This window comes from Streptomyces pyxinae (genome assembly GCF_024756275.1).
Lineage (GTDB): Bacteria > Actinomycetota > Actinomycetes > Streptomycetales > Streptomycetaceae > Streptomyces > Streptomyces pyxinae.
Genome location: NZ_JANUGQ010000008.1, coordinates 151,571 through 171,348, shown reverse-complemented (window position 1 = coordinate 171,348; position 19,778 = coordinate 151,571). Strand labels below are relative to the sequence as shown.

General features: G+C 75.0%; 14 protein-coding genes. 8 read left to right on the top strand and 6 right to left on the bottom strand.

Features of this window, described 5'->3' with window-relative positions; all coding sequences use genetic code 11:
• Window positions 1-5 precede the first annotated feature (5 nt).
• The 3 genes from NX801_RS12145 to rsmH all read right to left on the bottom strand — a co-directional run bounded on the left by NX801_RS12145 (window position 6) and on the right by rsmH (window position 3,922).
• Window positions 6-1,964: a peptidoglycan D,D-transpeptidase FtsI family protein gene (locus NX801_RS12145; protein WP_258787503.1), complete on the bottom strand. Its 1,959-nt coding sequence runs from the start codon at window positions 1,962-1,964 to the stop codon at window positions 6-8.
• 4 nt (window positions 1,965-1,968) lie between these two features.
• Window positions 1,969-2,649, bottom strand: coding sequence for a cell division protein FtsL (gene ftsL / locus NX801_RS12140; protein WP_258787500.1), 681 nt, complete (start codon window positions 2,647-2,649; stop codon window positions 1,969-1,971).
• A gap of 316 nt (window positions 2,650-2,965) precedes the next feature.
• On the bottom strand, window positions 2,966-3,922 hold the full coding sequence (rsmH, locus tag NX801_RS12135) for a 16S rRNA (cytosine(1402)-N(4))-methyltransferase RsmH (RefSeq protein WP_258787499.1): 957 nt from the start codon (window positions 3,920-3,922) through the stop codon (window positions 2,966-2,968).
• A gap of 398 nt (window positions 3,923-4,320) precedes the next feature.
• Between rsmH and NX801_RS12130 the strand changes: the two genes are divergently transcribed.
• The 4 genes from NX801_RS12130 (at window position 4,321) to NX801_RS12115 (ending at window position 10,361) form a co-directional block, all read left to right on the top strand.
• Window positions 4,321-4,863, top strand: coding sequence for a beta-class carbonic anhydrase (locus NX801_RS12130; RefSeq protein WP_258787498.1), 543 nt, complete (start codon window positions 4,321-4,323; stop codon window positions 4,861-4,863).
• Between the two features lie 526 nt (window positions 4,864-5,389).
• Window positions 5,390-6,406: an AAA family ATPase gene (locus NX801_RS12125; protein ID WP_258787497.1), complete on the top strand. Its 1,017-nt coding sequence runs from the start codon at window positions 5,390-5,392 to the stop codon at window positions 6,404-6,406.
• Window positions 6,406-7,944 (top strand): DUF58 domain-containing protein, encoded by a 1,539-nt coding sequence (locus NX801_RS12120; RefSeq protein ID WP_258787495.1) that lies wholly within the window; start codon window positions 6,406-6,408, stop codon window positions 7,942-7,944. Before NX801_RS12125 ends, NX801_RS12120 begins: the two co-directional genes overlap by 1 nt.
• Window positions 7,941-10,361 carry a transglutaminase TgpA family protein gene (locus NX801_RS12115; protein WP_258787493.1) on the top strand — a complete coding sequence of 807 codons (2,421 nt, stop codon included), beginning with the start codon at window positions 7,941-7,943 and terminating at the stop codon, window positions 10,359-10,361. Before NX801_RS12120 ends, NX801_RS12115 begins: the two co-directional genes overlap by 4 nt.
• Window positions 10,362-11,172: 811 nt before the next feature.
• Here the strand turns inward: NX801_RS12115 and NX801_RS12110 are convergent.
• From NX801_RS12110 to NX801_RS12100, 3 genes are all read right to left on the bottom strand, one after another.
• Window positions 11,173-11,565 carry a DUF3040 domain-containing protein gene (locus NX801_RS12110; RefSeq protein ID WP_258787492.1) on the bottom strand — a complete coding sequence of 131 codons (393 nt, stop codon included), beginning with the start codon at window positions 11,563-11,565 and terminating at the stop codon, window positions 11,173-11,175.
• A gap of 288 nt (window positions 11,566-11,853) precedes the next feature.
• Window positions 11,854-12,612 carry a methyltransferase gene (locus tag NX801_RS12105; protein ID WP_258787491.1) on the bottom strand — a complete coding sequence of 253 codons (759 nt, stop codon included), beginning with the start codon at window positions 12,610-12,612 and terminating at the stop codon, window positions 11,854-11,856.
• Window positions 12,613-12,697: 85 nt separating this feature from the next.
• Window positions 12,698-13,357, bottom strand: coding sequence for an SAV_6107 family HEPN domain-containing protein (locus NX801_RS12100; RefSeq protein ID WP_258787490.1), 660 nt, complete (start codon window positions 13,355-13,357; stop codon window positions 12,698-12,700).
• A 691-nt stretch (window positions 13,358-14,048) separates the two neighbouring features.
• Between NX801_RS12100 and NX801_RS12095 the strand changes: the two genes are divergently transcribed.
• From NX801_RS12095 to NX801_RS12080, 4 genes are all read left to right on the top strand, one after another.
• Window positions 14,049-14,750, top strand: a complete 702-nt coding sequence (locus NX801_RS12095) for an ATP-binding cassette domain-containing protein (RefSeq protein WP_258787627.1) — start codon at window positions 14,049-14,051, stop codon at window positions 14,748-14,750.
• Window positions 14,722-16,809: a YhgE/Pip domain-containing protein gene (locus NX801_RS12090; protein WP_258787489.1), complete on the top strand. Its 2,088-nt coding sequence runs from the start codon at window positions 14,722-14,724 to the stop codon at window positions 16,807-16,809. Before NX801_RS12095 ends, NX801_RS12090 begins: the two co-directional genes overlap by 29 nt.
• A 38-nt stretch (window positions 16,810-16,847) precedes the next feature.
• Complete coding sequence (locus NX801_RS12085; RefSeq protein ID WP_258787488.1) at window positions 16,848-17,456, top strand: TetR/AcrR family transcriptional regulator; 609 nt, start codon at window positions 16,848-16,850, stop codon at window positions 17,454-17,456.
• An 801-nt stretch (window positions 17,457-18,257) separates the two neighbouring features.
• Entirely contained in the window at window positions 18,258-19,760 is a 1,503-nt protein-coding gene (locus NX801_RS12080) for a phytoene desaturase family protein (protein ID WP_258787487.1), read from the top strand.
• Window positions 19,761-19,778: the final 18 nt, after the last annotated feature.

Here is a 19,778-nt window from a genome sequence, read left to right as displayed (position 1 = left end):
CCGGCTCACTCGCCGGGCTTGAACGTGACCGGCAGCCGCGGGGGTTTCTCGCCGGTCGGGGGGACGGAGAGGGTCTTGAGGGCGAACTCCATGACCTTCTTGTAGACGGGGCCGCAGATCTGGCCGCCGAAGTAACTGCCCTTGGTGGGGTTCTGGATGGCGCAGTAGACGGTGAGCTGGGGATCGTCGGCCGGGGCGAAACCGGCGAAGGAGGCGGTGTACCCCTTGTAGCGGCCGAGCTGGGGATCGACCCGGTTGGCGGTACCGGTCTTTCCGGCCACCCGGTAGCCGGGGATGGCCGCCTTGGTGCCGGTGCCCTCCCGGTCGTCGACCACCGACTCCAGCATGGCGGCGACCGCCTTCGCCGTCTTCTCGCTGACCACCCGTCGCTTCCCGGGGGCGGGCGCGGCGATGAACCGGCCGTCGGGGCCCTTGGTGCCCCGGACCAGGGTGGGCGTGATCCGGACACCGCCGTTGGCGATGGTCGAGTAGACCGAGGCCGCCTGCATGGCGTTGATGGAGAGGCCCTGGCCGAACGGGACGGTGAACTGCTGGGAGGTGGACCACTCCCCCGGCCGGGCCAGCAGTCCGGGGGTCTCGCCCGGGTAGCCGAGCCCGGTGGGGCTGCCGATGCCGAACTTCCGCAGATAGGAGTGGAGCACCTGGTTGGCCTTGGGCTGGGTGTCGCCGAGCTGGCCGGTGGCGAGGATGGTCCCGATGTTGCTGGACTTGGCCAGCACGCCGTTGAGGGTCAGGTACCAGGTGGGGTGGTCGATGTCGTCCTTGAACAGCCGGTCGCCCCGGTGCAGCCGGTTGGGCACCACGACATGGGTGCCGGGGGTGGCGGCGCCCTCCTCCAGCACGGCGGCGATCGACATCACCTTGGCGGTGGAGCCCGGCTCGTACACGTCCTGGAGAGCGGCGTTGCCCATGGCGGCGGAGTCGGCCTGGGAGAGGTCGTTGGGGTCGAAGCCGGGCGCGTTGGCCATGGCCAGCACCTCGCCGGTCCGGGTGTTCTGCACGACCACATAGCCCCGGTCGGCCGCCGACTCGGTGACCTGCCGGCTGATCGCCTCCTGGGCGGCCCACTGGATGTCCCGGTCGATGGTCAGCTCGATGTCCGAGCCGGGCACGGCGGGCGTCTCCCGGGAGCTGGCGGTCGGCACCCGGCGGCCGCCGGACTGGGCGTAGGTGACCTTGCCGTCCTTGCCGGCCAGTTCCTCGTCGAGCATGGACTCCAGGCCGCCGGCGCCCCGGCCGTCGGCGTTGACGTAGCCCAGTATCCCGGCGGCGAGGGTGCCGTTCGGATAGACCCGCTTGCTGCTCCGCTCGCTCAGCACCCCGCCGAGGACGCTGATCCCGGAGCCGCGCCCGGCCGCCTGCTCCACCCGGGCCTTCTCGGCGAAGACGCTCTTCAGGTCCTTGATCTGGTTCCAGACCTGCGGGGTCTGCCGCCGGGCCAGCACGGTGTAGCGCGGGGACTCGGGGGTGCGCAGCTTCCTGACCAGCTCGGCCGGCTGCTTGCCGAGGATCGGGGCGAGCAGCGCGGCGGCCTGCTCGGGCGCGTCCGCGACCCCGCTCTCCTCCGGGGTGAACAGCTTGGGGTCGGCGGTGATGTCGTACGCGTCCACACTGGTGGCCAGCGCGACCCCGGCGCGGTCGGTGATCTCGCCGCGCTCGGCGCTCAGTTTGTGGGTGAGGTAGCGGTTCTTCTCGGCCTTGGCCGCGTACGCCTCCGCGTCGACCGCCTGCACCTGGAGGAGGCGCCCGACGAAGGCGAGCATCACCAGGGTGAGCCCGAGGCTGACCAGCCGCAGCCGGGGCCGGGGGCTGCCCAGCCGGATGGTGCGGGGCCGGGCCCCGGGGCGCCCGGCCGGGCGCGGGCGGGAGCCGCCGGCCGGTCTGCGGGGCGCGGGGCGGGCGGGGCCGGGGACCCGGCGGCGCGGGGGCGGGCTGGGTGGCACTGCGTCACCTGCCGGGCGTGGTCGGGGCGGTGGACGGTCCGTCGGTGAGGACCACGGTGGGCTCGGCCGGCAACTGGGGCCGCGGCTGCGGCTGGACCGGGGGCTGCGACGGTGCCGGGGGCTGCGGCTGGGGCGGCGACGGCGCCTCGGCCTGCGGCTGGAGCGGGGATGGCGGCCCGGTCCGCGGCTGGGGCTGGGGCTGCGGTGGCGCCTGGGTCTGCGGCTGGAGCTGCGGTGGCGCCTGCGGCTGCGGCTGGAGCTGGGGTCGCGGCTGCGGCTGCGCGGGGGCGGACGGGCGGGCGGGCTCCGGCGAGGGCTCGGCGGTGGCCGGGCGGGGGACGCCGTGGACGGAGCCGTCCGGGTCCAGGAAGGCGGGGCTGCCGCCGGGGACCATGCCCAGCTCCCGGGCCCGGCGCTCCAGGGCCTCCGGGGCGGAGCGGTCGTCCACGTCGCGCTGGAGGGCCTGCTGCTCGTCGGTCAGCTCGGTGGTCCTCTTCTTCAGCTCGCTCAGCTCGAAGGAGCCCTGGTTGAGGGAGGAGTTGAGGAGCAGCAGGGTGATCAGCCCGCCGCCGAGCAGCACCACGACGAGCAGCACGAAGGGGGTGCGGGCCGCGGTGCTGGGCCCGGACGGCATCAGTCCGGCCAGCCGGGCCGCCCGTCCCCGCAGCGGGCCCGCCTTGCTCACCGCCCCTCCCGGCGGGCGGGGGGCGCAGCGGTACGGGCGGGGGCGCGGCGGGCGCCGGGTGTTGCGGGGGCCGTACCGGCGAGCGGGCGACGGGCGGCCCGTGCGGGGCGGGTCGTACGGACGGAACCGGCGGCGGCCGTACGCGCGGAAGCGGTACGGGGGTGGGCGCGGCGGCCGGTGAGCACGGCGGGCACACCGGGAGCGGCGGAGGCCGGAGCCGCACCGGAGGCCCGGACCGGGGCCGGAGCCGTGCCGGGGGCCCGAGCCGTGCCGGGGGCCGGGGTCCGGCGGGAGGCGGGGGCCCGGCGGGGGGCGGTCACAGGGCGTCCTCCCGGATGCGCTCGGCGCCGCGCAGCCGGGCCGGGGCGGCGCGGCGGTTCTCCGCGATCTCCTCCTCGGTCGGCAGCTCCGCGCCCCGGGTCAGCAGCTTCAGCCGGGGCTGGTAGCGCTCGGGCACCACCGGCAGCCCGGGCGGCGCGGTGGTGGCGGCGCCCGCCGCGAGGACCTGCTTCACCAGGCGGTCCTCCAGCGAGTGGTACGACAGCACGGCGATCCGACCGCCGACCGCGAGCGCCCTGACGGCGGCCGGCACGGCCCGTTCCAGCACCGACAGCTCGCCGTTGACCTCGATGCGCAGGGCCTGGAAGGTCCGCTTGGCCGGGTTGCCGCCGGTGCGCTTGGCGGCCTGCGGCAGGGCGTCCCGGATCAGTTCGACCAGCCGGGCGCTGTGGGAGAACGGTTCCTTCTCCCGCTCCCGGACGACCGCCGCCACGATCCGCTTGGCCTGCTTCTCCTCGCCGTACGCGCGCAGGATCCGGACCAGCTCGCCCGGCGGGTAGGTGTTGAGCACCTCGGCGGCGCTCATTCCGGTCGTCTGGTCCATCCGCATGTCGAGCGGGGCGTCCTGGGCGTAGGCGAAGCCCCGGTCGGCCTCGTCCAGCTGCATGGAGGAGACACCCAGGTCGAACAGGACGCCCTGGACGCGCGGCACGCCGAGCCGGCCGAGCACCTCGGGCAGCTCGTCGTAGACCGCGTGCACCAGGGTGGCCCGGTCACCGAAGGGGGCGAGCCGCTCGCCGGAGAGGCGCAGCGCCTCCTGGTCCCGATCCAGGGCGATCAGCCGGGCCGCCGGGAAGCTGGTGAGCAGTGCCTCGCTGTGGCCGCCGAGGCCGAGGGTGCAGTCGACCACCACCGCTCCGGGCTCGGCCAGGGCGGGGGCCAACATGTCCAGGCACCGCTGGAGCATCACCGGGACGTGTCGGGTGTGGCTCATGCGCCCTCTCAGATCCGGCGCGGCCGTACGTACCACCGGGTCCCCACCCGCTCGGGAAGGGGAGGCCCACCGGCGCCGGTGAAGGCGTCGGCGGCCGGCGAGCGGGAGGAGGCCGAGCCGTACGTACCGCCGCACACGCGGGGGAAACAGCGGAAAACGCTCAATGTCTCCGTGAACTTCGCGCCACTTTAGTCCACCGTCCCGCCCGGTCAATCAACCGGGCAGCGCGTCGCCCGGGCGGCCGCGCGGGGCCAACAAAAGCCGCATATCACCTGATCGGGGGCGCCCGGCGCGGGCCTGTGGGCTACCTCACAACGAGGCTCATTGACGCTCTTTGTCCGCCCTTTACCTGCTCTGGGTGCGAGCGCCGGGGCGTTCCGGCCACTAACGTCATGGGTATGTCGACTTCCGCGGACCACACGACCGGCACCATAACTGAGGGGAAGACGGTCACCGACCGTCTGGTCTCGGCCAACGAACACTACGCCGCCGCCTTCACGGACCCCGGCATGGACGCCCGCCCGGTGCTCCATGTGGCCGTGGTGGCCTGCATGGACGCCCGCCTGGACCTGCACGCCGCGCTCGGCCTCAACCTGGGCGACTGCCACACCATCCGCAACGCCGGCGGGGTGGTGACCGACGACGTGATCCGCTCGCTGACCATCAGCCAGCGGGCGCTGGGCACCCGCAGCGTGGTGCTGGTGCACCACACCGGCTGCGGTCTGGAGGCGCTCACCGAGGACTTCCGGCACGAGATCGAGGAGGAGGTCGGCCAGCGGCCGGCCTGGGCGGTGGAGGCGTTCCGGGACGTGGACCAGGACGTGCGCCAGTCGATGCAGCGGGTGCGCACCTCGCCGTTCCTGCTGCACACCGACGATGTGCGCGGCTTCGTCTTCGACGTGCGGACGGGTCTGCTGCGGGAGATCACTCCCACCGCCTGAGCCACCCGGCCCCGGCCGGCCCCCGGGCCCGTCCCGCTCGACCGGGACGGGCCCGGCGCCGTTGCCGCCCGCCGGGCGGCCGGCCGGCCGGCGGGCAGGGGATCGGTTCGGCGGATCGAGCCGGTGGATCCAGCCGCGCGAGACGTATCGAGTCGCGGGCGCTCGCGAGACGTGGACGCAGACGTGTGGGACGGCGGGTCGCCGTGACGGCGACCGTCGGTGGCCGGTGAAAGCCGGTGAAAGCCGGTGAAAGCCGGTGAAAGCCGTCACAGACTGCCGGGAACCGGCGGAAGCCGGTGGAAGTCCGCGTAAGCCAGTGGAAGCTGGCATAAAAGTCGTACGAAAATCATCAGAACCCCGCGGTTCGCACCGGGTTGTCCACAGGCGAGTGACACGGCGCTCCCGCGACGACGAGAATGCGGGGGTGGCACCGCCGCCGGACATACCGGGGCGGGTGCCCGTGTTTCACGGGTGGGCCCGGCGTTCCGTACACGCGCCGGCCCAGGAACGGGCCGAGGAGGGCCGGGTGACGACCTATGACGATCGAGCGAGCCTCACGGATCTGACCGCCACCGCGGAGCGAGTCCGCGCGTCGGTGGAGGGAGTGATCGAGGGCAAGCCCGAGGTCGTACGGCTTTCGCTGACCGTACTGCTCGCGGAGGGACATCTGCTGATCGAGGATGTCCCCGGCGTGGGCAAGACCATGCTGGCCAAGACGCTCGCGCGGTCCATCGACTGCTCCGTGCGGCGCATCCAGTTCACGCCCGATCTGCTGCCGTCCGACATCACCGGGGTGTCGATCTACGACCAGCAGCGGCGCGACTTCGAGTTCAAGCCGGGGGCGATCTTCGCGCAGATCGTGATCGGCGACGAGATCAACCGCGCCTCGCCCAAGACCCAGTCGGCGCTGCTGGAGTCGATGGAGGAGCGGCAGGTCACCATCGACGGGCAGTCGTACGAACTGCCCGAGCCGTTCATGGTGGTGGCCACCCAGAACCCGGTCGAGATGGAGGGCACCTATCCGCTGCCCGAGGCGCAGCGCGACCGCTTCATGGCCCGGGTGTCGATCGGCTATCCGAGCCCCCAGGCCGAGCTGCGGATGCTGGACGTGCACGGCGCCGATTCGCCGCTGGACCTGCTCCGGCCGGTGGCGCACGCGCAGGACATCGTGAAGCTGATCGACGCGGTCCGCTCCGTCCATGTCGCGGAGGGGGTCCGGCGGTACGCGGTGGATCTGGTGGCCGCCACCCGCGACCACCCGGATCTGCGGCTCGGCGCCTCGCCGCGTGCCACGCTGCATCTGCTGCGGGCCGCCAAGGCGTCCGCCGCGCTGGCCGGCCGGGACCACGCCCTGCCGGACGATGTGCAGGAACTGGCCGTCGCCGTGCTGGCGCACCGGCTGCTGCCGACCGCGCAGGCCCAGATGGACCGCCGCACCCCGGAGCAGGTGGTGCGGGAGATCGTCCGGCGGACGCCGCTGCCCGGGGTCACGCCGCCCGCCGGTCCGCTCTACCGGCAGCAGCCCGGCCTGCGGCGGCTGTGATGGCGGCCGGGGAGCCGGCCGGCCCGGACGCCGGCGCGCGGGGCGGGGAGCCGGCCGGCCCGGACGACGACGCGCGGGCCGGAGCGCCGGAGCGCGCCGAGCGGGGCGGGGTGCGGGCGGCGCTGGGCGGGCTCACCACCCGTGGCCGCTCCTTTCTGGCGGCCGGGATCGCCGCGGGTGCCTGCGCCTATGTGCTGGGCCAGCCGGACCTGCTGCGGGTCGGCCTGCTGCTGGCCGCGCTGCCGCTGGTCTGCGCGCTGGTGCTGCTGCGCACCCGGCACCGGGTGGCCGGGACCCGGGGGCTGGAGCCGCGCCGGGTGCCGTCCGGCTCCGAGACCCGGGTGCTGCTGCGGATGGACAATGTCTCGCGGCTGCCGACCGGACTGCTGCTGCTCCAGGACCAGGTGCCGTACGTGCTGGGGCCCCGGCCCCGCTTCGTCCTGGACCGGGTGGAGGCGGGCGGGCGGCGCGAGGTGTCCTACCGGGTCCGCTCCGACCTGCGCGGACGCTTCGCCCTGGGACCGCTGCAGCTGCGGCTGAGCGATCCGTTCGGGATGTGCGAGCTGACCCGTTCGTTCGGCGTGTACGACACCCTCACGGTGGTGCCCAGGACCGAGCCGCTGCCGCCGGTGCGGCTGGCCGGCGACTCCTCCGGGTACGGCGACGGACGGCAGTCCACGCTGGCGCTGGCCGGCGAGGACGACGTGATCCCGCGCGGCTACCGGACCGGCGACGACCTGCGCCGGGTGCACTGGCGGTCCACCGCCCGCCGCGGTGAGCTGATGGTGCGCCGCGAGGAGCAGCCGCAGCGGGCCAGGTGCACGGTGCTGCTGGACACCCGGGAGACGGCCTACCAGGGCGCCGGGCCCGAATCGGCCTTCGAGTGGGCGGTCTCGGGTGCCGCCTCGGTGCTGACCCACATGCTGGAGCGCGGGTTCGCGGTGCGGTTGCTGACCGACGCCGGGCCCGTCCCGGCCGGCACCGGCGCGGACGGCTTCGCCGGGACGACCCAGGACGCGGCGGACGCCGCCGGGCTGCTGCTGGACGCCCTGGCGGTGGTCGGCCACTCCGGCGGCGCCGGGCTCTCCCGGGCGTACGAGGCGCTGGGCGGCAGCGCGGACGGACTGCTGGTCGCCTTCGTGGGCGATCTGGACGAGGAACAGGCGGCGATGGCGGCGCGGATGCGGCAGCGCAGCGCCGGTGCGGTGGCGTTCGTGGTGGACAGCGGGGCCTGGCTGACCGGAGGCACGGTGACCGGAGCGGTGGAGGACCGGGTGCGGCGGTTGCGGGAGGCGGGGTGGACGGCGCTGGCCGTGGCACCCGGCACCTCGCTGGGCGAGCTGTGGCGGAGCCTGGCCGGCCCGGGCGTCGCCGCCCCGGCGGCCGGCGCCGGCCGGGTGGCCGGGGGGTACGACGACCGGGTGGCCGGCGGGTACGAGGACCGCGTGGCCGGGGGCCACCACGGCGGGGCCTACGACGACAGCGCGGCCGGCGGCCGGGGCGGCGGTTTCGCCGAGGCGTACCGGAGGCGGTCATGAGCGGACGCGGACGGCTGGCGCTCTGTGCCTTCGCGGCCACCCTGCTGGCCTCCGGCGCGCTGGTGCCCCTGGTCGACCCGGCGAGCTGGATCCTCCAGGCCGGGCTGCTGCTCGGGGTGCAGAGCCTGGCGGGCGCGCTGACCCGGCGGGTGCCGCTGGCCCGGTCGCTCACCGTGGCGGCCCAGCTCCTGGCGGGTCTGCTGTCGCTCACCTTCGTCTTCGCCCGGGAGCAGGCGCTGCTGTGGGTGCTCCCGGGGCCCGAGGCGTTCGAGCGGTTCGCCGCCCTGCTGACGGCCGGCGCCGAGGATGTCGGGCGGTACGCGATACCTGCCCCGGCGACCGACGGCATCCGGCTGCTGCTGGTCGGCGGGGTGATGATCGTCGGCCTGGTGGTGGACACCATGGCGGTGACGTTCCGGGGCGCGGCCCCGGCCGGGCTGCCGCTGCTCGCGCTGTACTCGGTGGCGGCCGGGCTGTCCGGGGGCGGGTCCGGCTGGCTCTGGTTCCTGCTGGCGGCCGCCGGCTATCTGCTGCTTCTGCTGGCCGAGGGCCGGGACCGGCTCGCCCAGTGGGGCCGGGTCTTCGGCGGGCCGCCGGCCGGTGAGCGGCGCGGCGGCGCGCTGTGGTCCGGCGGGGCACCGGCCCCGGTGCGCACCGGGCGCCGGATCGGCGCGGTGGCGCTGGGCATCGCCGTCGCGGTGCCGGCCGCCCTGCCGTCGTTCGGCGGCGGGCTGCTCGGCGGAGTGAGCGGCAGTGGCGGCGGGGACGGCGGCGGCACCATCTCGGCGGTCAACCCGCTGGTGTCGCTCCAGGACAATCTGAACCAGCCGCAGGACCGGGAGGTGCTCCGCTACCGCACCAACGCGGAGGACACCTCGGGCCTCTATCTGCGGCTGGTGGCGCTGGACCAGTTCGACGGCTCCTCCTGGAAGACCGCGCGGCGCGCCCTGGAGGACGTACCGGGCCGGCTGCCCGCCCCCCAGGGGCTCGGCGGCCGGACGCCCGCGACGGAGATCACCACCAATGTCTCCGCCGCCGGCAACTACGAGCAGACCTGGCTGCCGCTCCCCTACCCGGCCACCGGGGTGGACATCGGCGGCCGGTGGCGCTTCGAGCCGGCCGGCCGGATGCTGGTCGGCGACCGGGAGCAGAACACCCGGGGCGCCCAGTACTCGGTGACCAGCCTGATGGTGCGGCCGACCGCGGAGCAGCTGGTGAAGGCGCCGGCTCCGCCGGAGGCGCTGCGGCGGGAGTACACCCAGGTGCCCGACGAGCTGCCGGCCGATGTGAAGAGCACCGCGCTGACGGTGACCCGGGGCGCCGCCAACGATTACGAGCGGGCGGTGAAGCTCCAGGACTGGTTCACCACCGACGGCGGCTTCCGCTACGACACCCAGGTCTCCTCGGGCACCGGGGCGGAGGCGATCTCCCGGTTCCTGAAGCAGAAGGAGGGCTTCTGCGTCCACTTCTCCTTCACCATGGCGGCGATGGCCCGCACCCTGGGCATCCCGGCCCGGGTGGCGGTCGGCTTCACCCCGGGGGCACCGCAGTCCAACGGCACCATGTCGGTCGGCATCCGGGACGCCCACGCCTGGCCCGAGCTGTACTTCGAGGGCGCCGGCTGGACCCGGTTCGAGCCCACCCCGACGGTCGGTACGGCCCCGGAGTACACCCGGCCGGAGGCCCCTTCCGGCCGTACGGACCAGCCGGCGGCCCCGTCGGCCAAGCCCTCGGCCGTGCCCTCGGCGGCTCCTTCGGTACGGGAGACCTGCCCGGCCCAGGAGCGCCGCCTCGGCCAGTGCGGGAGCGCGGCTCCGCAGGTGGCGGCGCCCCCGTCCGACCCGGGCACCCCGCTGACCACCGTCCTTCCGGTGGCGCTGGGCGCCGTCGCGGTGGTGCTGCTCCCGCTGCTGCCGCTGCTCTGGCGGACCCGGGTCCGGGCCCGCCGGCTCGGTTCGGGCGGACGGACCCGGACCCCCGAGGACGCCACCGCCCGGACGCTGGCCGGCTGGCAGGAGGCCACCGACACCGCCTGGGACCACGGCATCCTGCCGGACGACTCGCTGACGCCCCGCCGCACGGCCGAGCGGATCGTCCGGCTCGGCGGGCTGGCCGGGCCTCCGGCGGAGGCGATGCACCGGATCGCGGGCGCGGTGGAGCAGGTGCTGTACGCCCCGCACCCCCGCCCCGGCACCGGACTGGCCGACGATCTCGCCCTGGTCAGGTCCGGGCTGCGGTCGGCCGCCGGCCGGGCGGCCCGGCTGCGCGCCCTGCTGGCCCCGCGGTCGGCCGTCCGGGTCGCCTGGGCGGTCGCGGAGCGCCGGGCGGCCGCCGCCGAGCGCCGGGCCGCCCTCCGCCGCCGCGCCGAGGCCCGCCTGGCCGCCCTGCTCCGCCGCCCCTCCCGGCAGCGCGGCTGAGCCCGGGGCCCGGGTCCGGAGTGGGACTGGGGCCCCGGGCCCCGTAGTGGCCGGGCGACGCCATGACGGAGGCCGCCCGGCCACTCCCCCGCCCCCGGGCGGGGACTCGGGGGCCGTGGAGGCCACCCGGGGGCGCCGCGTCCACCAGTCCGGTCCGGTCGGTGCTCGTGGCAGAGCCGCCCCTGGGGCCGGGAGCGGGCTCGTCCCCGCTCGGCGACCGGCCGGCCCCGGGGCCGTGAAGGCTCGCGTGGACGGACGGCAACCGGTGTCTACCGGCGTCGGGAGCGTCCCCGCGCCGGAGGGGGCGGGGACACGCCGGGTGTCTTCCCGGCCGGGGGGGCAGGCCCGGGGTGCCCCTCTCCCGGGGCGCCCCGGGCGGGGAAGGCGGGGCCAACCCCCTGGGCGGAGCCGTACCGGGAGCCGGAGCGCTCCGGCGGTGCGGCTCCCGGCAGGGACGGTGTGCGAAGGCACCGGTGGCGCCGGGGCGAAGGGCCGAGGAGCCCGTCACCGGCGACCGGGGCCGCCCGGGCGGTGCTCCGGGTGCCGGGCACGACCGGCTCATCCCCTGCGCGGGGAACGGCTTCGCGGCACTCCGGGTTGCCGGGCATGACGAAGGCCCCCCGCTCGTGGCGGGGAGCCGGAGGACCGACCGGGACGGGACACGGAGGCACGCCCGCAGGTGCGGAGGCGGCGGTCAGCGGCGCGGTGCGGGCACCGGACGGACCGGGCGGCGGGCGCCCGGAGGCGGCGCGGGGCTCAGCGGCGCGGTGCGGGCACCGGACAAGGGCGGCGCCCCGGGGCGGCGCGGGGTTCAGTGGCCCTGTTCGTCCTGGCGGCGCTGCCAGCGCTGCTCGATCCGCTCCATCATCGACCGGCGCTGCCGCACCTGACGGCCGCCGGCCACGCCGTCGGCGGCCCGCTGCTCGCCCGGCTTGGGCGCCTTGCGCCATCCGGTGACCGCCAGAACCGCGCAGCCGAGCATGACGAGGAACCCCACCACACTGATCCAGATCTGCTGGGCGACCATTCCGGCCATGAGGAGGGCGATGCCCACCAGGAAGCCCACGACCGCCTGGTAGACCCGTCGCCGGGTGTACCTACGCAGCCCGCTTCCCTCAAGCGCTGTCGCGAACTTGGGATCTTCGGCGTACAGCGCTCGCTCCATCTGCTCGAGCATTCGCTGCTCGTGCTCCGAGAGCGGCACGGAGTCCTCCTCGTCGTCGGTCGCCGGGGCGACCGGTATGCGGCACCTTCAGGATAGGCAGGGAATCGCCCCCGTGAAACCCGCCCTCCGCACCTGGTCCCGAAGGGGGCCGCGATGCCGGTTCGGCCGGTGAGGCGTTGATTCCCCGTCCGCCGAACCGTCATGCCGGATCGGTGTGCCTCGATCATACGGCGGCCCGGACGGGAACGGAGGTCCCGCGATGTACTCCGTCCGCCGCTGCGTCCCTGATCAGGACGGTCCCGAGCGGCCCTTGACAACCCCGGCGGATCAGCCGCGCTTCTCCCCCAGCACATGCAGCTGGGTGGCCACCGAACGGAAGGCGGGCAGTTCGGCGGCGGCCGCCTCCAGCCGGAGGAGTGCGTCCAGCGCGTCCGGCTCGGTGTCCACCAGCACGCCCGGCACCAGATCCGCGAAGACCCGCACCCCGTGCACGGCGCCCACCGTGACACCGGCCGCCTCCACCGCCTCGGTGAGCTGCTCGGCGCTGAACCGGCGGGGCACCGGGTCGCCCTCGCCCCAGCGGCCCGCCGGGTCGGTCAGGGCGCGCCGTGCCTCGGTGAAGTGGCCGGCGAGCGCCCGGGCGAGCACGGCACCGCCGAGGCCGGCCGCCAGCAGGCTGAGCACACCGGCCGGGCGGAGCGCCTCGACGACATGGCCGACCCCCTCGGCCGGGTCGTCCACGTACTCCAGGACACCGTGGCAGAGCACCGCGTCGAAGCCACCGCGCTCCACCACGTCGAACAGCCCGTGGATGTCGCCCTGGACGCCCCGCACCCGGTCCGCGACCCCGGCCTCGGCGGCCCGGCGCTCCAGGGCGAACAGCGCGTTGGGACTGGGGTCCACCACGGTGACCCGGTGGCCCAGCCGGGCGACCGGCACCGCGAAGTTGCCGCTGCCGCCGCCGGTGTCCAGCACGTCCAGGCCGGCCTCGCCGGTCGCCTTGGCCCTGCGGTCGAGGGCGTCCTCGAGAACGTCCCACACCACGGCGGTACGGAGGGAGGCGCGGGGGCGCTGCGGGTCGGACACGGCAGTTGACTCCTCGGCGGTGGTGGCGAACAGGGCCCACCCTATGGCCTCGGCCGCCCCGGCCGGTCACCCGCCGTCCCACCGGTCACCCGCCGCCGCTGCCCGGTCCGTTCGCCCGCTCCCGCGCCGGCACGCCCGCCGACTCGCCCGCCGGTTCGTCCACCGGTTCCTCCACCGGCTCCTCCGGCGACCGGGGTCGCGGCGGGCGCAGGACCAGCATCCGCTCCACCAGCCGGAGGAACCGGGCCGCGTCCAGGACCTGGTCATCGGCGTCGCGCGGGGTGGCGGCGCCCGCGATCCCCGCCTCGGCCCGGGCCCGGCGGTCGGCGCCCGAGGCGAAGAGGGCGCTCCACTCGGCCAGTTCGGGGGCGATCTCGGGCAGCACCTCCCAGGCGCTGCGGATCTGCCGGCGCTTGCGCGGGGTGTCCTCGGGCCGGCCCCGGGCGGCGAGCACGGCGGCGGCGGTGCGCAGGGCGGCGAGATGGGCGGTGGCGTACCGCTCGTTGGCCTCGGCGAGACCGGCCGCCTCCTCCAGACCCGCCTGGGCCTGGGCGAGCAGATCGAGGGCGGCGGGCGGCGCCGAGGAGCGGCGCGACACGGGGTGAACGTCGCTGCCGGCGCTGACGGTGCTGACGGCATGGGCGGCGTGAACGGGGCCGACGGCGTGGGCAGTACGGACAGTGTCGGCGGCACGGACGGTGTCGGCGGCGTGGTTCTCGCTCGTCGCCGTGGTGGAACCGGTCATGACGAACCTCCTGTCGTCGTGTGACGGCACGATGGCCGTCTGTGTCCATGGTGGACGGCACCACTGACAATCGCTCTGACCTGCTCTTTTGCCCCCTGAGGCGGTTCCGAGTACTTTTTGCACTGACTGGTCAGTTCAAAGATTTGGGGGGAAGCCCGTGGCAAGCCCGGACGACGACGCGCCCGCAGGCGCGCAGGAGGGCCACGAGAGCGCCGCTCGCGAGGGGCGCGGCGGGGGTCACACCAGGACCGGTGCCCCCGAACCGTCCGCCGACACCGGCCCGGTGGCGGGCTCCGAGCAGACCGCCGTCACCCGGACCCTCCCGGCCGTCCGGCTCCCGGCCCAGGAGGCCACCGCGCGCGAGGCCACCGCGCCGGACACCGCGCCGGGTGCCCCGGCCGCGAGCGGCGGGGGCGCGCACAAGGGCGAGGGCGCAGGCAGCAAGGGCGTCCGGGGCGAGGACGCCCCGGGCAGGGACGGCAAGGCCACCCGGGGCGAGGGCGGCGACGCCGAGGGCGCCCGGGACAGGGGCGCCAGGGGCAGGAAGCGTCCGCGCCTCACCAAGCCCGCGCCGGCACCGACCGCACCGGCGGGGACCGCCGCGAGCGCGCCCGCCACCCCGGCGGCGGCCGGCGCTCCGGCCGGTTCCGGCACCCGGCGCGGGGCCACCGTCAGCGCCCGGGGACTCGGCATGAAGGGCCCCCGGGGCTGGATCTTCCGGAACGTCACCCTCCAGGCCCGGCCCGGCGAGCTGGTCGCCCTTGAGGGGCCGTCCGGCTCAGGGCGCACCTGTCTGCTGCTGGCGCTCACCGGCCGGATGAAGACCACCGAGGGCAAGGCCGAGGTGGACGGCCTGCCGCTGCCGCGCAAGATGGCCGCCGTACGCCGGTTCACCGGGCTCGGGCTCGTACCCGGGGTGAGCGAGCTGGACCCCGCGCTCACCGTCGGGGAGCACCTGCGCGAACGGGCGATGCTCCAGCACCGGTTCGGGGACTCGCTGTCGGCCCTGCTGCACCCGCGCCGGGAACGGGCGGCGGCCCGGGACCGGGTGGCCGCCGCGCTGAAGGCCGCCGGTTTCGACCCGGAGACGCTGCACCGGGGCGACCGCACCTCGGTGCGCGACCTGGAGCGGCTGGAGGAGATCCGGCTGTCGATCGCCCTGGCCCTGATCGGCGAACCCCGGGTGCTGGCGGTGGACGACGCGGACGCCAAGCTCTCCGGCGCCGAGCGGACCGAGGTCTGGGCGCTGCTGCGCTCCGTGGCGGCGAGCGGGATCACCGTACTGGCGGTCTGCCGGGACGCCCCGGCGGACATCACCGTCATCCGTACCGAAGAGGACCGTACCGAAGAGGAGGGGGCGACCGATGCGCTCGCCGAAACTGGCCGCTCTTGAGCTGAAGCGCTTCGGCCGGGGGAAGCTGCCCAGGGCCGCGCTGGTGGCCATCGTCCTGCTGCCGCTGCTCTACGGCGCGCTGTACCTCTACTCCTTCTGGGATCCGTACGGCAGGCTCGACCGTCTGCCGGTCGCCCTGGTGAACGAGGACAACGGCGCCACCGCCGACGGCAAGAAGATCACGGCCGGCGACGACATCACCGAGAACCTGCGGAAGAGCAAGGTCTTCGAGTGGCACGAGGTCAGCGACAAGGAGGCCCGGGAGGGCGTGGAGGACGGCCGGTACTACCTGTCGCTCACCATGCCGGAGGACTTCAGCGAGCGCATCGCCTCCAGCTCCGGCGACCAGCCGGAGACCGGCGCCCTGAAGGTGCGGACCAACGACGCCAACAACTACATCGTCGGCTCGATCTCCCGGACCGTCTTCTCGGAGATCCGGAGCGCCGCGTCGACCAAGTCGTCCCGGTCCTTCCTCGACAAGATCTTCATATCCTTCTCCGACATCCATGACGCGACCGAGAAGGCCGCGCAGGGCGCCGGCAAGCTCAAGGACGGTGTGGGCGAGGCGAAGAAGGGCTCGGCGAAGCTGACCGAGGGCCTGACCGACGCCAAGGACGGCAGCGGCAAGCTGGCCGGCGGACTGAGGACGCTGGACAGCAAGGCCGGCGAGCTGGAGACCGGTGCCCGCAAGGTCGCGGGCGGCACCCAGCAGCTGGCCGACAAGGTCAACGGCGTCGCCGCCGACGTCCGTCCGTACCTCAAGGACCACGGCAAGCAGATCGGGGACGCGGCCCGGCTGGTCTCGGACACCTCCCAGGGTGCCCGCAACAGCATGGACTCCATCCTCAAGTACGGCCCCAAGGCGCACGAGGTCACCAACGGTTCGGCCGAGATCCTGGCCGCCGCCGAGCCGGAGCTCTGCGGCGAGGAGCCGGTGCTCGACGCCAAGCGGTGCGAGGCGCTCAAGAAGGCCGTGACCGCCACCAAGGACGTCTCGAAGGTCTCCGACGACCTGGCCGTCCTCGCCAAGGACGGCGGCAACGACATGAAGCGGCTGGACGGCCAGCTCGCGGACCTCAAGAAGAAGGCCGACGCGCTCGCCCAGCGGGCGCCCCGGCTCGACCAGGACCTGGCGAACTCGGTCAGCAAGATCAATGAGCTGAACGACGGCGCCCACAAGGTGGCCGACGGCGCGGACAAGATCCACGGCGGCATCACCAAGGCCAAGTCCGGCTCGGTCGACCTGGACAGCGGCGTCGGCAAGCTGAAGACCGGTGCCGGGAAGCTCGACGGCGGGCTGTACCAGCTCGTCGACGGCTCCAGCCAGCTGGCCAGCGGTCTCAACGACGGTGTCGGCAAGATCCCCGACTACGACAAGAAGGACCGCGACCAGCGCACCGAGGTCATGGCCGACCCGGTCGAACTGGCCTCCCAGGCGCTGCACAAGGCCCCGAACTACGGCACCGGCTTCGCCCCGTACTTCATCCCGCTCTCGCTCTGGGTGGGCTCGATGGTGGCGTACATGCTGATCGCCCCGCTCAACCGCCGGGCTCTCGCCGCCGGCGCCTCCGCCTGGCGGATCGCGCTCGCCGGCTGGCTGCCGGTGGTGGTGACCGGACTGCTCCAGGTGGCCGCGCTGATGGCGGTGCTGCACTGGGGGCTGGGCCTCAACATGGCCCGGGTCGGCGGCACTCTGGGCTTCCTGGCCCTGGTGGTCTGCTGCTTCGCGGCCATCATCCAGTGGCTCAACGCCCGCTTCGGCGCGGCCGGCCGGATCCTGGTCCTGGCCCTGCTGATGCTCCAGCTGACCTCGGCCGGCGGTACCTATCCGATTCAGACCAGTCCCGGCTTCTTCAACGCGATCCACCCGTTCCTGCCGATGAGTTACGTGGTCGAGTCGCTGCGCCGGCTCATCACCGGCGGTGGTCTGGAACCGGTCTGGCACTCCTGTGTCGTCCTGGCCGCCTTCACCCTCGGCGCGCTCGCCCTGAGCGCGATCTCGGCCCGCCGCAAGCAGGTCTGGAGCATGGACCGACTCCACCCGGAGCTGAGCCTGTGAGCGCCGCGACGAGCGCCCGGCCTGGGAGAATCGAGCCCATGGACACCCAGAGCAGCCGGCGGCAGGCCACCCGCGCCAAGCTGTACGAGGCCGCCGTCACCCTCATAGCGGAACAGGGGTTCTCGGCCACCACGGTGGACGAGATCGCCGAGCGGGCCGGGGTGGCCAAGGGGACGGTCTACTACAACTTCAAGAGCAAGACCGAGCTGTTCGAGGAGTTGCTGCGGCACGGCGTGGGGCTGCTCGCCGCCTCGCTGCGGGAGGCCGCCGACCAGACGGAGCGCCAGGGCGGCACCCGGGTCGAGGCGCTGGACGCGATGATCCGGGCCGGCCTGGTCTTCATCCACCGCTACCCGGCCTTCACCCAGCTGTACGTCGCCGAGCTCTGGCGCACCAACCGCGCCTGGCAGTCCACCCTGATGGTGGTCCGTCAGGAGGCGGTGGCCGTGGTGGAGGCGGTGCTCACGGAGGCGGTGAACCGGGGTGAGCTGAGCGAGGAGATCGACGTCCCGCTCACCGCCTCGGCGCTGGTCGGCATGGTGCTGGTGGCGGCGCTGGACTGGCAGGCGTTCCAGCGGGAGCGCTCGCTCGACGACGTCCACGCCGCGCTCTCCCGGCTGCTGCACGGCCGGGTCGGGGGCTGCTGACCCGCCCCGGCGGGTGGAGAACTGAACACGGCGACCGCTCACGGCCTTACGGCCCAGCGCCTCACGGCATACGACACCGGTCGGTGCGGCTCGATCCCCCCGAGCCCCACCGACCGGTGCGTTTTCCCCCGTCCCCGCGCCCTCGTTCCCCCGTGGGCGCGGCCCCCGTTTCCCCCGTGTCCCCCGTGGGCCCGTGTCCCCCGTGTCCCCGATTCCCCCGTGGGCCCGTGTCCCCCGATTTCCCCGTGTCCCCCGTGGGTCCTGGAGCTTCTCCGCGGACCCGGTTCCCCCGTGGGTCCGCCTTTCCCGTGGACCCGGCTTTCCCCCGTGGGCCCTGCTGTTCCCCCGTGGGGCTCTCCGCCGGCCTCGATCCCCCGTGGCCTGCGGAACGCCCCGCCCCCCGTTCCCCCGCGGGTGCCGCGGTCCCTTCCCCGCGGCACCCGGTCCGTGCCCCCGTCTCCCCCGTCCTCGGTGGCCTCGCCGGTCGTTTCCCGGTGGCCCGTGATGCGGGGAGAGCCCCGACCTTCCCCCGTGTTCCCCCGTGGTCGGTTCCGGGCTCTCCCCTGTGCATCCCCGTTGGGCCGGTGCGCCCCGCCCGTTCCGCCGCCCCGTGTCGGCGGTCCTGGCGGTGCGCCCCTTCCGTGAGCTCCACTCTTCCGTGCCGGAGTGATCGCGACCATCCGCGCCCCTACTCATCCATGCACCTGAGTACGTGTACTCAGTTCTTCGGAGGCTCGTGCGCCTCCGGGCTCCCTCCGGGCTCCGGATCGGGGGCGGGGGCGGGGCTTATACGCTCGTCGCATGGCACGGATTGTGGTGATCGGCGCCGGGATGGGCGCCATGGCGGCGGCTGCCCGGCTGGCCGTGGCGGGGCACCGGGTGACGGTGTACGAGCGGGCGGAGACGTACGGGGGCGGGGTCGGCCGGTTCGAGCGGGACGGATTCGTCTTCGACACCGGACCCGGGCTGCTGCATCTGCCCGCCGTCTACCGCGACCTGTTCGTGAAGACCGGCAAGGAGCCGCTGGAGAGCCTGGTCGGCCTCGAACAGGTCGATCCGGCGAGCCGGCATCTCTTCGCGGACGGCACCACCGTGACCCTGCCCAACGCCTCGCGCGCCGGAGTGGGCGCCGCGCTCGACACGGCGCTGGGGGCGGGCACGGGTGAGCGGTGGGCCGACTTCATGGGGCGGGCGCGGGACGCCTGGGACCGGTCCCGGCGGCCGTTGCTGGAGGAGCCGCTCAGGCCGGACTGGCAGGTGCTGGGCCGCGACCCCTACCCGGCGGTACGGCAGCGGCGGCTGCTCCGCGTCCGGCAGGCGGCCACCCTCGCCGGGGTGGGCACGCTGGAACTGCGGGACGCCCGGCTGGCGGCGCTGCTGGAGTGGTACGCGCTCGGCTACGGGCTCGACCCCCGGCGGGCCCCGGCGGGCGCGGCCCTGCTGGCGTATCTGGAGCAGACCTTCGGCAGCTGGTACGTACGGGGTGGGCTGCGGGAACTGGCGCGGGCGGTGTACGAACGGTGCCTGGCGCGGAAGGTGGAGTTCGTCTTCGGCGCCGAGGTGAGCCGGGTGGCCGAGAAGGACGGCCGGGCCGCCGGGGTGGAGCTGGCCGGGGGCACGGTCGCGGAGGCCGACCATGTGGTGGACGGGACCGGGCCGGACGGGCTGCCGGGCCGGCCGCCGTACCGGGAGGGCGAGGTGGCACCGCGGCCGGACCCGCGCACCGGGCGGTTCACGGTGCTGCTGGCACTTCGCGGGGCGCGCCCGCCGGGCACCCCGCACCGGACGGTCGTCCACTCCGCCGGTGGGGCCGGCTCGGCCGAGGCCGCTGAGCCCGAGGCGGGCGCGGTCTTCGGCGGCGGTACGGCCGCGCACCCGACGGTCACCGTGCTGCGGCCCGACGACCCGGCGACCCGGCCCGACGAGGCGCACGAGGCGGTGACGCTGACCGCCACCGTGGCCGCGCCGGGCCCGGCGGGCGGGCCGGACTGGACCGACCCGGCGCTCCGGGAGCGGTACGCGGAGCTGCTGGTCGGGGCGGCCGGGGCGGCGGTGGACGGGCTGGGCGAACGGCTGCTGTGGCGGGAGGTCCGCACCCCGGCCGAGACCGGACCGGTGCCCGCGCCCGCGCTGGCCGGTGCCGGCGGCCGGTTCCTGCGCCCGGCCAACACCACCCGGCTGCCCGGCCTGTACGCGGTCGGCGGCTGGGCCCATCCGGGCGGCGGGCTGGCGCACGCCGGGATGTCCGGCGCGCTGGTCGCCGGGCTGATCGTGGAGGGGGCGGACTTCCGGGGCTCGCGGTAGGGCCGTTCCGGGACTCCC

What these genes read in the sequence shown, in the direction of transcription:
- rsmH (WP_258787499.1), bottom strand. Translation starts at nt 3,922, where the DNA reads ATGAGCCACACCCGACACGTCCCGGTGATGCTCCAGCGGTGCCTGGAC.
- NX801_RS12130 (WP_258787498.1), top strand. Translation starts at nt 4,321, where the DNA reads ATGTCGACTTCCGCGGACCACACGACCGGCACCATAACTGAGGGGAAG.
- NX801_RS12120 (WP_258787495.1), top strand. Translation starts at nt 6,406, where the DNA reads ATGGCGGCCGGGGAGCCGGCCGGCCCGGACGCCGGCGCGCGGGGCGGG.
- NX801_RS12115 (WP_258787493.1), top strand. Translation starts at nt 7,941, where the DNA reads ATGAGCGGACGCGGACGGCTGGCGCTCTGTGCCTTCGCGGCCACCCTG.
- NX801_RS12100 (WP_258787490.1), bottom strand. Translation starts at nt 13,357, where the DNA reads ATGACCGGTTCCACCACGGCGACGAGCGAGAACCACGCCGCCGACACC.
- NX801_RS12095 (WP_258787627.1), top strand. Translation starts at nt 14,049, where the DNA reads ATGAAGGGCCCCCGGGGCTGGATCTTCCGGAACGTCACCCTCCAGGCC.
- NX801_RS12090 (WP_258787489.1), top strand. Translation starts at nt 14,722, where the DNA reads ATGCGCTCGCCGAAACTGGCCGCTCTTGAGCTGAAGCGCTTCGGCCGG.
- NX801_RS12085 (WP_258787488.1), top strand. Translation starts at nt 16,848, where the DNA reads ATGGACACCCAGAGCAGCCGGCGGCAGGCCACCCGCGCCAAGCTGTAC.
- NX801_RS12080 (WP_258787487.1), top strand. Translation starts at nt 18,258, where the DNA reads ATGGCACGGATTGTGGTGATCGGCGCCGGGATGGGCGCCATGGCGGCG.